This is a genomic window from Yoonia sp. BS5-3 (assembly GCF_038069655.2).
GTDB lineage: Bacteria > Pseudomonadota > Alphaproteobacteria > Rhodobacterales > Rhodobacteraceae > Yoonia > Yoonia phaeophyticola.
Window position 1 is genome coordinate 1,064,122 of sequence record NZ_CP150951.2, and the last position, 13,667, is coordinate 1,077,788.

Consider the following 13,667-nt stretch of genomic DNA (forward strand, 5'->3'; position numbering starts at 1 on the left):
TTGCGCCCAGCAAGATCGCGTACAGAACCTGTACATATACTGTACATACGAAAGCGCCCATTCAGGGTGCTTAGCTGTCGCCGCCCAAATCATCCCAGATTTGCCGAACCCAGCGCATAATCAGTTGCGACTCTTCCCAGCGGTTCGACATCTCGCGCCCATCGGGGCCGGTCATGGCATATTCAGGCGGGCCCAGCTCGCAAACGAAAATGCAATCACCCGATGGATTGCGCGCACGCCAATCTGCCAATCCTTCGCGCCACCAACCTTTGAACAGGTCGACCCATTTTTGATGCTGCGGAAAATCCAGCTGCAACTGGATTTGCTGACGCGAGGCGACACGGCCCTGAAAACTGTCTGAGCGGTGCAAGATCCGGCTGATCAATCCCATGTCATCATCTGAAAGCGGAAACCAGAATTCGCGGTCAACGACGTAATGGGACAGATCGGCGCAAAGGCGCATGTCGGGGATACGGTCCAGCAATTGCAGCGTCACAAACAGATCATTGGTGATGCAGTTACGGTGCGTTTCAAATTGGACCGGCACACCGATCCGGTCCGACATGCCCATCCATGTTTCGATCACCGGCACCATATCATCAATAGCCAAAGGCATGACCTGACCGATGACATCAACAAAAGGCGCACCAAAATCAGCGGCCATATGCAGGGTGTCTTCAAGGCTATCGATCGTCTTGGGAAAATCGGCGATCAGCGGGGTCAGGCCCTGGGCCTCCATATGCGGGCGGACAGTATGGGCGACCGAGACATCAAATGCGCCCAGATCAAGTACCATGCCGTCAAACCCGGCAGCGGCCACCATTTCGCAGACCTGATCATAGGGCAGCTTTACGCCGCTTTGATCATGCGGCTGCATCGCCCAAAGCGAGGTATAGACCTTTAACTGCCGCATGATGGCGTCTGCTGATCAGGGATCATTCTGCGGGGATCCGGCTGACCCGGCCACCAGCGCGGGGGATCACCCACACCTCATCCATGGGATATTCGTTTTCATCCTTTGCCATCAGCTTTTGGATCACCTCGATCTGAAATTCAATCCAGCCCATACGGTGAACCGCGCCGACCTTGCCTTCAATCCGGTCATTCAACTCACGCAGCTTCCAGAACGGGACGGCCGGAAATGTGTGATGGGCGGTGTGATATGGCATTTGCCAGCACAGCCAGCGTTGCAGCGCATTGGCGCGGGTTGAACGGGTGTTTTCCAAGATGTCATCTTTGTGAGACAGGCCCAGATGCTCAATCGTGTTTTGCAATTGATGGATCGGTTTAGTCAGCAGCATCGGCAAAATCCAAAAGGTGACCGCCGCCCAAGACCCCATCAGCACAGAGATCAGGGCAATCAGCAGATAACCCAGCACATGCCATAGGCTTTCGCGGATGACCTTTTCTTCCTCTTCTGCGCGGATGAAGGGCTCAACAATGACGCCGCCCGCGCGCCGGACCAGCCCAAACAGACGGTTGCGCCAATATGTGATCCCGCTGAGCCACAGAAGATAAGTGGTCAGCGTGTAAGGTTCGCGCACAAGTTCGCCATCGCGTTCCCAATTCTGCGTATATTGGTGATGGGCAAAATGCATGATCTGGTCAAAATCCCGTGGGAAAATCTGGATAAAGCCGATGATGCGTCCAAAAATTTCGTTCCATTTGCGGGTCTTGAAAACAGTGGCGTGGGACAATTCATGCTGCGCGGCGTAAAGAAAATTCAGCAGCACGCCCAAGGCAAGCCCGGTGATCAACACCCAGCCAGTGCCCATGGCAAACCCGTGCAGGATCGCCACGATACAGATCGCGCCCATATGGCTGGCCATTTGAAGGGCGCCGCGGTGGTCAGAGCGTTCCGACAGGCTGCGTAGCTCGGCGGGGGTTAGTAGGTCGCGGCGCGAAAAGCTGGCTTCCATCACATATCTCCTTTGCCAGAAAGTGTAGCCAAAGATCCAATTGCCGCAAAACAATTCTTGACCCCAGGTCATCTGCGAAAATACAGTTTGCCCAGATTTTCGGCGCTGAGCGCGGCACCCCGACCAGATGGGGGCAACCGCGGCGCTCGCCCGGAAGCGTTTTCATCTCACATCCGGGCTTTCAAAACCGGAGGACCATCAGATGAAGACCATTATCGAACCATTCCGCATCAAATCGGTTGAGCCGATCCGCATGACAACCCAGGCCGAGCGCACAGCGAAGCTAAGGGCGGCCCATTATAACCTGTTTGGCCTGCATGCAGATGATGTGATCATCGATCTGCTGACAGATAGCGGCACCGGCGCGATGAGCGCCGAACAATGGGCCGCTGTCATGCGCGGCGATGAAAGCTATGCCGGGTCGCCCTCATTCGCGAGGTTCACAGCAGCGGTGCAAAATCTGATGCCGTTCAAACATATCATCCCCACCCATCAGGGACGCGCGGCTGAGGCGATTTTGATGTCACTCTTTGGTGGGGCCGGTCGCAACATCCCGTCCAACACCCATTTTGACACAACCCGCGGCAATATTGAGGCCAGCGGCGCCTTTGCCCATGATCTGAACATCGCAGAGGGCCGCGATGGCCAATCTGAACACCCGTTCAAAGGCAATATGGATCTGGAGGCACTTAGCGCTTTTATGGACCGTCATGCCGATACAGTGCCTGTGGTCATGATCACAATCACCAATAATGCAGGCGGCGGCCAGCCTGTCAGCCTTGCCAATATCCGCGCCGTCGCCGAGATCGCCCATGCCCATGGCAAGCCCTTTATCATCGATGGGTGCCGCTTTGCCGAAAACGCCTGGTTCATCAAACAGCGCGAGGCCGGTCAGGCCGACCGGTCGATCCCTGACATTGTGCGCGATTGCTTTGCTGTTGCCGATGGCATGACCATGAGCGCCAAGAAAGATGCCTTTGGCAATATCGGCGGCTGGCTTGCCCTGAATGATGATGATCATGCCGAGGCCGCCCGTGTCAGGCTGATCCAGACCGAAGGGTTTCCGACCTATGGCGGGCTGGCTGGCCGCGATCTGGATGCCCTGGCCCAGGGTCTGTCAGAAATCGTGGATGAAGATTACCTGCGCTATCGCACCCGCACCCATGCCTATATCGTCGAACGGCTGGATGCGATGGGCGTCCCTGTGGTCAAACCGGCGGGCGGTCATGCCGTTTTCATCGACGCCAAACGTTGGCTGCCCCAGATTGATCCGTTGCACTATCCGGCCCATGCTGTCGCCTGCCGCCTGTACGAAATCGCTGGTATCCGCTCTTGCGAGATTGGCAGCGTCATGTTTGGCCGTCAGCCCGATGGCACCGAAAAACCCGCCGCGATGGAATTGGTTCGCCTTGCCTTTCCGCGCCGGACCTATACCCAAAGCCACGCCGATTATGTGGTTGAAGCCTGCGGTGTTCTACAGTCCGAGATCGACACCATCACCGGCTTTCGGATCACAAAAGAGCCAAAGGCCATGCGCCATTTCACAAGTCAGTTTGCGCCGGTTTAGCGTCGGGTGCAGCCAGGGTTTCCCCTGCCACATAGCTTTGCTTCAACAGGCCCAACCGGCGCTGTTCTGACCCGGTCGCGCCGCATAGCAGCTTTAACCTGCGCGGCGCCAAGCCAAAATAGCCGAAGGTCCCGTCAATCCACGCGGTTTCCAGCGCTTGCCGGTATCCTGCGGCCTCAACCTTGTCCGCGCCCGCCCCAGCGGGCACCAAAAGCAGACCGCTGCGTGGTTTTTGTAGTGATCTATTCGGATCATCCAATTGGTCATAGGCCCAGCCCCAAGTCCAGACTTTGTCGACCCAGCCTTTCATCATCGCGGGCATCCCCCACCAATAAAGCGGGAAGACAAGGCAAATCGCGTCCGCCCGGGCGATCCTGTCTTGTTCGCGCTGTATCGCTGGCCCCGGCGTGCCCGCGACGTCCGCCATGGTCCAACGCGGATCGAACCCTTCGCTGTGTAGATCGGCAAGCTCAACCGTGTGCCCGGCCGCTTTCGCCCCGTTCATAAAATGTTGGGCAACTGCCCCGCTGAAAGAGGCCGGGTTGGGATGATCAAGAACAGTAAGCACATGCATTGGGAAACCTTTGCTAAGATTCGGGTGATGCGGGCAGGCTCCGATCTAAAGCTAGGTTTAGATCAAGCGCTTTGTTCAAGAACCGTCTAGCAAATTGTGTCGTTCACAGTCTTTGCTGTTTCAAGCAGTGCTTTTTCGATGGCGCTGAGCTTTGACGCGAACCTTGTGGTCGGCACCGGCACTGATATCGCATAAAGATCCCCTGCCGCATCTGTGAAGGCAAAGCCAACTGCGGAAATACCATCGGAATGTTCGTTGCGGTCATAGGCCAGCCCGGTGGCCTGCACGTCATCGAGGATTTTTGAGAATGCGTCTGCGTCGAAACTTGCGCCAGCCTCGCTTGCTGCAAGGGACAGTGCTGTCTGCCGCGGCATTGCGGCCAGGCAGGAGCGTCCGTTTGCTGTCGTCAAAATCGGGAACACCTCACCAACCGAGGAAACTGTTCGCAACCGGTGGGTGCCGGGCACCTGATCGACAAAGATCATCGCCGCATCCCGCAGGACGGATAAGTCGGACGTCTCACCCGTGATTTCGGTCAACCGCATAAGCAGGGGCCGGCAAAGCTCGGCGGTATTGAAACGTGCGGCTTGCGCAAGCGCCCCCAACTCGGGCCCCAACCGAACGCCACTGCCAGAGGTATTGGCGATGATCAGCCTTTCATCCTGCAATGCGCCAACAATCCGCTGCACCGTCGAACGGGGAAGCGCGATATCAGATGCGATTTGACCAAGGCTGCGACCGTCCGGGTGCTCTTTAAGACTGCGTAAAACCGCAGCGGCCCGGGAAATGACCTGAATCCCTTTTTTACTTGCTTCTGGGTCGTCGTCTTTCATCCGGCGTGATCCTTGTTGGCAACTAAGAAACGCGTTTACCTCATTTGAATTGAGCGTCAAGCTGAACCGCCATTCAATACAGCTGAACCGCATTGCAATCAAGTATTGACCACAATGTGGTGCGACTGTATCGTTTTTTTGAGTCGGCTGGGAGGCCACATAAAAATCAAAAGACGCAACGCAGCCTGCGGGCTGCGAACGGAGGAGGCGTATCAAGATGGTGGAAATTCGCGGAATTGAATTTCAGGCAAATGATAATAACGACATGGGGCTCGAGTTTGTGAACCTCAGCCATCGTTACGGGTTTCAATGCCCGAACTGGCCTTACTTCAAAGACGTTCAGATCGACCGCAAGCACTATATGGCCAAGTCTGGCGTGCTCAGCCAAACCATTACCACGACGATGCATGTCACCACGCACATTGATGCACCTGCCCATGTGGTTCAGGGCACGCCGTTCATTGACGAGGTGCCTTTGCCGCATTTCTTCGGGTCGGGCCTTGTTGTGTCGATCCCCAAGAAGAAATGGGAGCAGATCACAGCAGATGATCTAGAAAGGGCCTGTGGCCATGCCATTCGCAAGAATGACGTACTGATCATCAACACAGGCTGGCACAAGCAATATGAGGACGGTGATTATTTTGCCTATTGCCCCGGCCTGGTGCCCTCGGCCGCCGATTGGATCGTTGAAAAGGGCATCAAGGTTGTGGGTCACGACACCCAGGCCAATGACCACCCGCTGGCCACCGCCATCGGCCCGCAGCGCAACGGCCCCATCCTGCCGCATCTGGAGAAGGAATATCTGGAATGGTCCGGCGGCACCCCGTGGGAGGTTGATTTCCCCGAATGGGAGCCGGTGCATCAGAAGCTGTTCACCAATGGTATTTTGGGCATTGAAAATGTCGGCGGTGATCTGGACCGTGTGACCGGCAAACGCGTCACTTTTGCGTTCTTCCCCTGGAATTGGGATCGCGGTGATGGCTGCATCATCCGCCTTGTGGCCATGATGGACAAAGACCAGGCCTATCGCATCGAAGCCGGCGAGGATTTCTGATGCAGGTCAAACGCTTCGCCGATGCAGCACCCTATGAGGCCCCAAATCATTGGGGCGTCACAGGGCTGCGCCTGCAGGGATTCGAAGAGGGTGGCCCCGAAAACCAATGGGTCGGCTTTTCGCAATTTCTGCCCGGCGGCGGGGCGGGCCCTGACAGCACCCCTTTTGAAAAGGTCTATGTGGTGCTGGACGGGGAAATGACCGTCGAGGTGGACGGCGTAGAAACCGTTCTGGGCCCGATGGACAGCTGTACCATTCCACCCGGACAGGTCCGCCGGATCGAGAATAAAACCAATCATATTTGCAAGATGCTGGTGGTGATGCCTTACCCCGGCGGCAAAAGACCGGAGTAGTCGCCATGGCGCTCGATAATCCGCTTTCGATGTTTGATGTAAAGGGCAAGGTGGCCTTGATCACCGGAGCCTCTGGTGCCTTTGGCGCTGTTGCTGCGCGCTGCCTGTCTGGTGCCGGCGCCAAGGTGGTGCTGGCCGCGGGCAATGCCGAGGCCTTGGCAGAAGTCGCCAGCAGCTGCACTGGCGAAGTGCATCAAATCAACGCCCGCCCCGACAGCGAAGCGGCCTGCGCGGCCATGGTCAAAGAGGCGGTCGCTACCTTTGGCGCGCTTGATATTCTGGTGGTCGGATCTGGCATGAACAAGGTAGCCATGATTGACCAGATGGAGCCGGGCACCTTCGAAGGCGTCATGGACGCCAATGTGTCCCAATCCTGGCTGGTGGCCCGCGCGGCGACCGTTCAGATGAAGGCGCAGGGCAATGGCGGCAAGATTGTCTTTGTCTCGTCTGCCCGCGGCCTTTTGGGCCATCCTGCGGGGTATACGGCCTATTGCGCCTCAAAGGCGGCAGTGGACGGGTTGACCAAGGCGTTGGGCTGCGAATTGGGCCCGACGGGCATTACTGTGAACGCCATAGCCCCGACCGTGTTCCGCTCGCCCCTGACAGCTTGGATGTTTGAGGATACTGACAAGGCCAAGGCGGTGCGCGAGGGGTTTCTGGCCCGCGTGCCCAAGGGCCGTTTGGGCGAGCCAGAGGATTTAGCAGGTCCGCTGCTGTTCCTGTCATCGGCGGCGTCTGATTTCTACACCGGCCACATCCTTTATGCCGATGGCGGCTATACGGCGGGTTAGGACATGCAGAAAAACCTTCAAACGGCGGTGATTGGTGCTGGCCTTATGGGCCATGGCATCGCCCTGACCCTGGCCCGCGCGGGCCAATATGTGCGCATTTCTGATCCAACCGAAGAGGCCCGCGCAAGCGTTGCGCAGCGGATTTCGGATAGTCTGAAAACCTTGGGCGAAGATGAGGGCGCGATCACCAAGATCCTTAAAAGGATCGAGATTTGCAGCGCGATTGAAACGGCCGTCCATGATGCGGATTTCGTCTTTGAGGCCGCGCCGGAAAAGATGGACCTGAAACGCGCGATCTTTGCCGAAATTGAACAACATGCACCGCAGGGGGCTGTTCTTGCCTCGAACACCTCGGTCATGCCGATCACGCAGATCATGGGTGAGCTTCGGCATAAGGCGCGCGCGCTGGGCACCCATTGGTGGAACCCGCCGCATATGATCCCACTGGTTGAGGTCGTCAGCACCGATTGGACAGATCCCAAATGCGCCGATGCGATGATGGCGCTGCTGACGGATGCGGGCAAAACCCCTGTGCGGGTGAATAAGGATGTCCCCGGCTTTATCGGCAACCGGCTGCAACATGCGCTGTGGCGCGAGGCCGTCAGCCTGGTGGAAAACGGTATCTGCGATGCAGAAGCGGTGGATACCGTGATCAAATCCAGCTTTGGCCGCCGCTTGGCGGTGCTTGGCCCGCTGGAAAACGCGGACCTCGTGGGCACTGACCTGACCTTGGACATCCACGAAAATGTTCTTTTCGATCTTGAGCGGCGCGATGCGCCCTCGCCCTATCTTGCCCAGCTCGTCGAGGAGGGACGGCTTGGCATGAAATCGGGTGAGGGCTTTCGCAAATGGACCGCGCAAGAGGCCGATGATGTGCGCGCCCGTGTGGCGCAGCATCTGACCCGGCTCGAAGGAATATTGCCCTAGCGGCAAAACGAAACCGGCCCTTTGCGGGCCGTATCAGGGAGGAAACAATGACAAAGACTTTCAAACCGTGGACACGGCGCAAGTTTATGGCGGGCGGGGCCGGTGCGCTGGCCGCCCCGGCGATTTTGACCGCGACCCAGGCCTATGCGCAAAGCCCCGTTATCCGCGTGGGCCATGTCAGCCCCCGCACCGGCCCATTGGCCAGCTTTGCCGAGGCCGATGATTTTGTTCTGTCCGCTGTGCAAGAGATGTTCAGCGCCGGGCTGGAAAACAATGGCCGGACCTATTCGGTTGAAATCATCTCAAAGGACAGCCAGTCGAACCCGAACCGCGCCGCCGAAGTGGCCGCTGATTTGATCCTGGGCGATGAGGTCGACATTATCGTCGCCGCCTCTACCCCCGACACCGTTAATCCGGTCGCCGACCAGGCCGAAATCAATGAAGTCCCTTGCATCACCACGGATTGCCCTTGGCAGCCTTATTTCTTTGGCCGCAACGGTGTGCCGGGTGAAGGGTTCCTAAGCACATATCACTTCTTCTGGGGTCTTGAAGATGTGATTGGCGCTTTCCTTGATATGTGGGGCCAAAGCGGCGTTGGCAAAACCGTTGGCGGGCTTTTCCCCAATGACGCCGATGGCAACGCATGGGGCGATCCAGAGCTGGGCTTGCCCAAGCCGCTGGCTGCGGACGGGTATGAGCTGCTTGATCCGGGCCGGTATCAGCCCCTGTCGGATGATTTCACCAACCAGATCACCGCTTTCAAAAACGCGGGCTGTGAGATTGTCACCGGCAATATGATCCCGCCGGATTTTGCGACCTTCTGGGCGCAATCGGCGCAGCAGGGCTTTGCGCCCAAAATCGTGACCATCGGCAAGGCGCTTTTGTTCCCGTCGGTGATCGAATCCCTGGGCGAGCGCGGCAATGGCCTGTCGTCCGAGGTGTGGTGGTCACCGAACCATCCGTTCAATTCATCGCTGACGGGCGCGAGCGCGAAAGACCTCGCTGATGGGTTCACCGCAGCAACGGGCCGCCCATGGACACAGCCGATCGGGTTCAAACACGCCTTGTTCGAGGTTGTGGCCGATGTGATCAAACGCGCCGAGGATCTGGAAGATCCCGAAGCGATTGTTGCGGCTATTGCAGCGACCAACCTGGATACGATCACGGGCAACGTCAATTGGGCGAACGGTCCGATCAACAATGTCACCAAGACGCCGCTTGTCTCTGGCCAATGGCAGAAGGATGGCGATGCGATGGACCTTAAGATCGTGGCCAATAGCAATGCACCTGACATTCCGCTGACCGGCGAATTGCAGCTGTTGTCGTAACCTCACGAACTGGCGGCCCCAAAAACAGGGGCCGTCCACGGCCCGAGCAGGACATCCCATGACCGCTTTTTTGCAAGTCGATAACTTGTGCAAATCCTTCGGCGCGATCACCGTCGCTGACGATCTGTGTTTTGCCGTCGAAAAGGGGCAAGCATTAGGTGTGCTGGGGCCCAATGGTGCCGGCAAGACATCGATGTTCAATCTGATCACGGGGACGCTGTCGGCCAATTCGGGCAGTGTCATCTTTGACGGCACAAACATCACCAAATATTCCGCCGCAAAGCGGTGCCGCGCTGGTCTGTCGCGCAGCTTTCAGGTGCCGCAACCGTTTTCCGGCATGACTGTTTTTGAAAACGCGATGATCGCCGCCACCCAAGCGGGCGGCATGTCCGGCAGTGAAGCTGAGGCGCATTGTATCAACGTACTTGAACAGACCGAGCTTTTGGACCGCGCCAATATCCAGGCGGGCAGCCTGACCTTGCTGGGGCGCAAACGGCTTGAGCTGACGCGTGCATTATGCACCAAGCCCCGGCTGTTGATGCTGGACGAAATAGCTGGCGGCCTGACCGAAGGCGAATGCCGGTCGCTGGTGCAATCCATCAAGAACATCCACGCCAGCGGCGTGACCATTATCTGGATCGAACATGTCGTGCATGCATTGCTGGCCGTGGTCGATAAGCTGATGGTCATCGATTTTGGCCGCAAGATTGCCGAAGGCCCGCCCCGCCAAATCATGGAAAGCCCCGAAGTGCAGGAAATCTATCTGGGGATCGACGCTGATGAGTGATCCAATCCTCAAACTGACCGGGCTTGACGCCTTCTATGGTGATTTTCAGGCACTTTATGGGGTCGATCTACAGGTCGCACCCGGCGAGGTGCTGGCGATTATCGGGGCCAATGGGGCGGGCAAATCCACGCTGATGCGCTCGATCTCGGGGCTGACCCGGAATAAGGCCGAGATGGTCCGTTATCGCGGCGAAGCCATCGGAGCGCTGCGCGCCGACCAGATTGCCGCCAAAGGCATCGCGCTGGTCCCCGAAGGCCGGCAGCTTTTCCCATCGCTTTCGGTTGAGGAAAACCTGATCATCGGCGGACAAGTCGGCCGGGCCGGTCCATGGTCCCTACCCGCGGTCTATGATCTTTTTCCGATCCTCAAAGAACGGCGGCATCAGGAATCAACCTCGCTGTCCGGCGGACAGCAGCAGATGGTGGCCATTGGCCGGGCGCTGATGGCGAACCCGGACCTGATCCTTTTCGATGAAATCAGTCTGGGTCTCGCGCCCATTGTGATCAAAGACATCTACAAGGCGCTGCCCGGGATCATCGGCACGGGAATGAGCGCGCTGATCGTCGAACAGGACATCACCAAAGCACTGTCGGTGTCGCGCAGGTTTTATTGTTTGCAAGAAGGGCGCGTGTCGCTCGAAGGCGTTTCGGGCGAAGTCCCGCGCGAAGACATCTCGCGCGCCTATTTCGGGGTGGAATAAAATGGAATGGGTAAACGCAATCCTGCAAGGCGCCCTGCTGGGCGGGCTTTATGCGCTGTTTGCAGCAGGGCTGTCGCTGATCTTTGGGGTGATGCGGCTGGTGAATATCGCCCATGGCGATCTGATCGTGCTGGGGGCCTATCTGGGGCTGTCCGTAACGCTGGTGCTGGGGGTGCATCCGCTGGTCGCGTTGGTGCTGGTCGTGCCTGCCATGGCGGTGATTGGTTATGTTCTGCAACGGTGCATTTTGAACCAGACCCTGGGAAAAGACATCCTGCCCCCGCTCTTGGTGACGTTTGGGCTGTCGGTCATCATCCAAAACGCGCTGCTTGAGACTTACACAGCCGACCCCCAAAAAATCAGCGCAGGTGCGCTGGAAACCGCGAGCCTGTCAGTGGGCGGGCTGTCCTTTGGGGTGCTGCCGGTGATGACCTTTGTGATCGCCGTGGCAGTCATCGCCGGGCTGCAATGGGTTTTCTATCGCACGGCCCTTGGCCGCGCGTTCAGGGCGACATCGGACAATCAGGAAATTGCGCAGTTGATGGGGCTGAACCGGCGGCACATCTTTGGGCTGGCCATGGCGCTTGCCCTGGCGGTCACGGCCATCGCGGGCATCTTGCTGGGTATCCGCACCAGCTTTGATCCGTCCATCGGCGGCGGCCGTCTGATCTTTGGATTTGAGGCGGTGATTATCGGCGGGCTTGGCAACCTCTGGGGCACACTTGTCGGAGGGATCATCCTTGGCGTCGCCCAAACCGTCGGCGCCAAGATCGACCCGGGCTGGCAACTGCTGGCCGGGCATCTGGTGTTTTTGCTTATCCTGGCCATCCGGCCCAGCGGACTTTTCCCGAGGATCAAAGAATGATGGCTTCCAACTATTCGGTCACCCGCTCATCCGGGGCGACCAAAATCGCGGCGTTTGTCGGGATTATGATCCTTGTCGCATTGATCGCCGCGCCGCTTTGGGCGGGGCGGGCGGACATGCGGCTGATGGGGGAATTGTTCCTTTATCTGGCGCTGGCGAGCCTTTGGAACCTGATGGCGGGTTATGCGGGGCTCGTGTCTGTAGGGCAGCAAGCCTATGTGGGCTTTGGGGGCTATATGCTGTTCGCCCTGACGATGTTCGGCGGACTGCATCCGGTTCTGGCAATTGCGATTGCCGGCCTGCTGGGGGCCGTTATTTCGATCCCTGTCGCGCTGCTGATCTTCCGGTTGCGGGGGGCATATTTTGCCATCGGAACATGGGTAATTGCCGAGGTGTTCCGCCTGTCATTTGCGCAGGTATCGACACTGGGCGGTGGATCAGGATCATCGCTACCAGCGGGGATTGTACGGTCCCTTGCCGATAGCCGCGCCGGGCGGGAACATCTAAGCTATTGGCTGGCCTTGGGATCGGCTGCGATCGTGATCGCCGCGGTCTTCCTGTTCTTGCGGTCACGGAACGGGCTGGCGCTGACGGCGATCCGCGATAATGAGCTGGCGGCCGGATCGCTGGGGATCGACATCTGGCGCACCAAATTCGTGGTTTACATCGTCACCGCCGCGCTGACAGCGATGATCGGGGCGCTGATTTTCCTGCAAAAGCTGCGCATTTCACCCGATGCAGCCTTTTCCGTCAATGATTGGACGGCCTTTGTGATCTTTATCGTGGTCATCGGCGGCATCGGCACGCTAGAGGGGCCGATCATCGGCACCCTGCTTTTCTTTTTGCTGCGCGAGACGCTTGCAGACCTTGGCACCATTTACCTGATGGTGCTTGGGGCGGTGGCCATTGTCATCATGCTTAAGGCACCTAATGGCATCTGGGGGCTGATCCGCAACCGCTTCGATATCGAACTCTTCCCGCTTAGCTACCGCGTCAAACCTGCTCAGAAAGATTGATCATGCCCAAGGCAAAACAAAAGACCATCATCACCTGCGCCGTCACCGGGGCGATCCATACGCCAACAATGTCGGGTAGCCTGCCCTATACCTATGATGACATCGCGCGCGAGGCGGTTGAGGCCGCCGAGGCCGGGGCCTCGATCCTGCATCTGCATGCGCGGGACAATGAAACAGGGGCACCTTCGGTCAATACCGATGATTTTGCGCCCTTCCTGCCCCGGATCAAGCAGGCAACCGATGCTGTGGTGAACATTTCAACCGGCGGGTCGCTGACCCTGTCTATCCAGGACCGGATCACGCCAGCCAAGACTTTCAGCCCGGAAATGTGTTCGATGAATATGGGCTCAATGAATTTTTCGTTTCACCCGTTGGCAGGCCGCTACAAGGATGAGGATTGGAAATTCGATTGGGAAAAAGACTATGTGGCCAATTCGGACGGAAACATCTTTCGAAATACCTTCCGAGACATCAAAGAGGCCGCAGACACGCTGGCGCCCCACGACATCAAGTTTGAACATGAATGCTACGACGTTGGCCACCTTTATAATCTGAAATTCTGCATGGATATCGGGCTGTTCAAAGCGCCGGTCTTCATTCAATTCATCTTTGGCATCCTGGGCGGGATCGGGCCTGAGGTGGATAATCTGATTTTCATGAAGCGCACCGCAGACCGGCTGTTTGGCGATGATTATCGCTGGTCCGTCTTGGGCGCGGGCAACGCGCAGATGAACCTGGGGACCACCGCCAGCCAGATGGGCGGTCATGTACGCGTCGGGCTTGAAGATAGTCTGTTCATCTCGCGCGGGAAGCTGGCCCACAGCAACGCCGATCAGGTTCGCAAAATCCGGCGGATCGTCGAGGATCTGGGCTGCGAAGTCGCAACGCCCGACGAAGCGCGCGAGATGTTGGATCTAAAGGGCGGGGATAAGGTCGCCTTTTAAGGGGGTGCG

Annotated in this window: 15 protein-coding genes; 11 read left to right on the top strand and 4 right to left on the bottom strand. The window is 57.9% G+C overall.

Going from position 1 to position 13,667, the window contains the following annotated elements:
• Positions 1 to 70 precede the first annotated feature (70 nt).
• Together AABB29_RS05500 and AABB29_RS05505 are read right to left on the bottom strand one after the other, a co-directional pair.
• Positions 71 to 913, bottom strand: a complete 843-nt coding sequence (locus tag AABB29_RS05500) for a sugar phosphate isomerase/epimerase family protein (protein WP_373636817.1) — start codon at positions 911 to 913, stop codon at positions 71 to 73.
• 22 nt (positions 914 to 935) lie between these two features.
• Positions 936 to 1,919, bottom strand: a complete 984-nt coding sequence (locus AABB29_RS05505; RefSeq protein WP_341367893.1) for a fatty acid desaturase — start codon at positions 1,917 to 1,919, stop codon at positions 936 to 938.
• 202 nt (positions 1,920 to 2,121) lie between these two features.
• On the opposite strand from AABB29_RS05505, the gene AABB29_RS05510 reads away from it, so the two are divergent.
• A complete protein-coding gene (locus AABB29_RS05510) occupies positions 2,122 to 3,486 on the top strand; it encodes a tryptophanase (RefSeq protein WP_341367892.1) in 1,365 nt (454 codons plus the stop codon).
• On the opposite strand, the gene AABB29_RS05515 is transcribed toward AABB29_RS05510, so the two are convergent.
• The gene (locus tag AABB29_RS05515; protein ID WP_341367891.1) at positions 3,461 to 4,060 is read right to left on the bottom strand and encodes an NAD(P)H-dependent oxidoreductase; all 600 of its coding nucleotides are present in this window, start codon (positions 4,058 to 4,060) and stop codon (positions 3,461 to 3,463) included. The genes AABB29_RS05510 and AABB29_RS05515 overlap by 26 nt on opposite strands.
• A gap of 86 nt (positions 4,061 to 4,146) precedes the next feature.
• Positions 4,147 to 4,893, bottom strand: coding sequence for an IclR family transcriptional regulator (locus tag AABB29_RS05520; protein ID WP_341367890.1), 747 nt, complete (start codon positions 4,891 to 4,893; stop codon positions 4,147 to 4,149).
• A gap of 217 nt (positions 4,894 to 5,110) precedes the next feature.
• On the opposite strand from AABB29_RS05520, the gene AABB29_RS05525 reads away from it, so the two are divergent.
• From AABB29_RS05525 to AABB29_RS05570, 10 genes are read left to right on the top strand one after another with little or no spacing between them, the layout of a single operon-like run.
• The gene (locus AABB29_RS05525; protein WP_341367889.1) at positions 5,111 to 5,947 is read left to right on the top strand and encodes a cyclase family protein; all 837 of its coding nucleotides are present in this window, start codon (positions 5,111 to 5,113) and stop codon (positions 5,945 to 5,947) included.
• The gene (locus tag AABB29_RS05530; protein WP_341367888.1) at positions 5,947 to 6,300 is read left to right on the top strand and encodes a cupin domain-containing protein; all 354 of its coding nucleotides are present in this window, start codon (positions 5,947 to 5,949) and stop codon (positions 6,298 to 6,300) included. Before AABB29_RS05525 ends, AABB29_RS05530 begins: the two co-directional genes overlap by 1 nt.
• Positions 6,301 to 6,305: 5 nt before the next feature.
• Positions 6,306 to 7,091 carry an SDR family oxidoreductase gene (locus tag AABB29_RS05535; protein ID WP_341367887.1) on the top strand — a complete coding sequence of 262 codons (786 nt, stop codon included), beginning with the start codon at positions 6,306 to 6,308 and terminating at the stop codon, positions 7,089 to 7,091.
• A 3-nt stretch (positions 7,092 to 7,094) separates the two neighbouring features.
• Positions 7,095 to 8,018: a 3-hydroxyacyl-CoA dehydrogenase NAD-binding domain-containing protein gene (locus tag AABB29_RS05540; protein ID WP_341367886.1), complete on the top strand. Its 924-nt coding sequence runs from the start codon at positions 7,095 to 7,097 to the stop codon at positions 8,016 to 8,018.
• A 47-nt stretch (positions 8,019 to 8,065) separates the two neighbouring features.
• The gene (locus AABB29_RS05545) at positions 8,066 to 9,346 is read left to right on the top strand and encodes an ABC transporter substrate-binding protein (protein ID WP_341367885.1); all 1,281 of its coding nucleotides are present in this window, start codon (positions 8,066 to 8,068) and stop codon (positions 9,344 to 9,346) included.
• Positions 9,347 to 9,404: 58 nt separating this feature from the next.
• A complete protein-coding gene (locus tag AABB29_RS05550; protein ID WP_341367884.1) occupies positions 9,405 to 10,133 on the top strand; it encodes an ABC transporter ATP-binding protein in 729 nt (242 codons plus the stop codon).
• The gene (locus AABB29_RS05555) at positions 10,126 to 10,833 is read left to right on the top strand and encodes an ABC transporter ATP-binding protein (protein ID WP_341367883.1); all 708 of its coding nucleotides are present in this window, start codon (positions 10,126 to 10,128) and stop codon (positions 10,831 to 10,833) included. Before AABB29_RS05550 ends, AABB29_RS05555 begins: the two co-directional genes overlap by 8 nt.
• 1 nt (position 10,834) lies before the next feature.
• Entirely contained in the window at positions 10,835 to 11,698 is an 864-nt protein-coding gene (locus AABB29_RS05560) for a branched-chain amino acid ABC transporter permease (protein WP_341367882.1), read from the top strand.
• A complete protein-coding gene (locus AABB29_RS05565; RefSeq protein WP_341367881.1) occupies positions 11,695 to 12,714 on the top strand; it encodes a branched-chain amino acid ABC transporter permease in 1,020 nt (339 codons plus the stop codon). The genes AABB29_RS05560 and AABB29_RS05565 overlap by 4 nt, the downstream gene beginning before the upstream one ends.
• Before the next feature lie 2 nt (positions 12,715 to 12,716).
• Positions 12,717 to 13,658 (top strand): 3-keto-5-aminohexanoate cleavage protein, encoded by a 942-nt coding sequence (locus AABB29_RS05570; RefSeq protein ID WP_341367880.1) that lies wholly within the window; start codon positions 12,717 to 12,719, stop codon positions 13,656 to 13,658.
• The last annotated feature ends 9 nt before the right edge of the window (positions 13,659 to 13,667 follow it).

What these genes read in the sequence shown, in the direction of transcription:
- AABB29_RS05500 (WP_373636817.1), bottom strand. Translation starts at nt 913, where the DNA reads ATGCGGCAGTTAAAGGTCTATACCTCGCTTTGGGCGATGCAGCCGCAT.
- AABB29_RS05505 (WP_341367893.1), bottom strand. Translation starts at nt 1,919, where the DNA reads ATGGAAGCCAGCTTTTCGCGCCGCGACCTACTAACCCCCGCCGAGCTA.
- AABB29_RS05510 (WP_341367892.1), top strand. Translation starts at nt 2,122, where the DNA reads ATGAAGACCATTATCGAACCATTCCGCATCAAATCGGTTGAGCCGATC.
- AABB29_RS05515 (WP_341367891.1), bottom strand. Translation starts at nt 4,060, where the DNA reads ATGCATGTGCTTACTGTTCTTGATCATCCCAACCCGGCCTCTTTCAGC.
- AABB29_RS05520 (WP_341367890.1), bottom strand. Translation starts at nt 4,893, where the DNA reads ATGAAAGACGACGACCCAGAAGCAAGTAAAAAAGGGATTCAGGTCATT.
- AABB29_RS05525 (WP_341367889.1), top strand. Translation starts at nt 5,111, where the DNA reads ATGGTGGAAATTCGCGGAATTGAATTTCAGGCAAATGATAATAACGAC.
- AABB29_RS05530 (WP_341367888.1), top strand. Translation starts at nt 5,947, where the DNA reads ATGCAGGTCAAACGCTTCGCCGATGCAGCACCCTATGAGGCCCCAAAT.
- AABB29_RS05535 (WP_341367887.1), top strand. Translation starts at nt 6,306, where the DNA reads ATGGCGCTCGATAATCCGCTTTCGATGTTTGATGTAAAGGGCAAGGTG.
- AABB29_RS05540 (WP_341367886.1), top strand. Translation starts at nt 7,095, where the DNA reads ATGCAGAAAAACCTTCAAACGGCGGTGATTGGTGCTGGCCTTATGGGC.
- AABB29_RS05545 (WP_341367885.1), top strand. Translation starts at nt 8,066, where the DNA reads ATGACAAAGACTTTCAAACCGTGGACACGGCGCAAGTTTATGGCGGGC.
- AABB29_RS05550 (WP_341367884.1), top strand. Translation starts at nt 9,405, where the DNA reads ATGACCGCTTTTTTGCAAGTCGATAACTTGTGCAAATCCTTCGGCGCG.
- AABB29_RS05555 (WP_341367883.1), top strand. Translation starts at nt 10,126, where the DNA reads ATGAGTGATCCAATCCTCAAACTGACCGGGCTTGACGCCTTCTATGGT.
- AABB29_RS05560 (WP_341367882.1), top strand. Translation starts at nt 10,835, where the DNA reads ATGGAATGGGTAAACGCAATCCTGCAAGGCGCCCTGCTGGGCGGGCTT.
- AABB29_RS05565 (WP_341367881.1), top strand. Translation starts at nt 11,695, where the DNA reads ATGATGGCTTCCAACTATTCGGTCACCCGCTCATCCGGGGCGACCAAA.
- AABB29_RS05570 (WP_341367880.1), top strand. Translation starts at nt 12,717, where the DNA reads ATGCCCAAGGCAAAACAAAAGACCATCATCACCTGCGCCGTCACCGGG.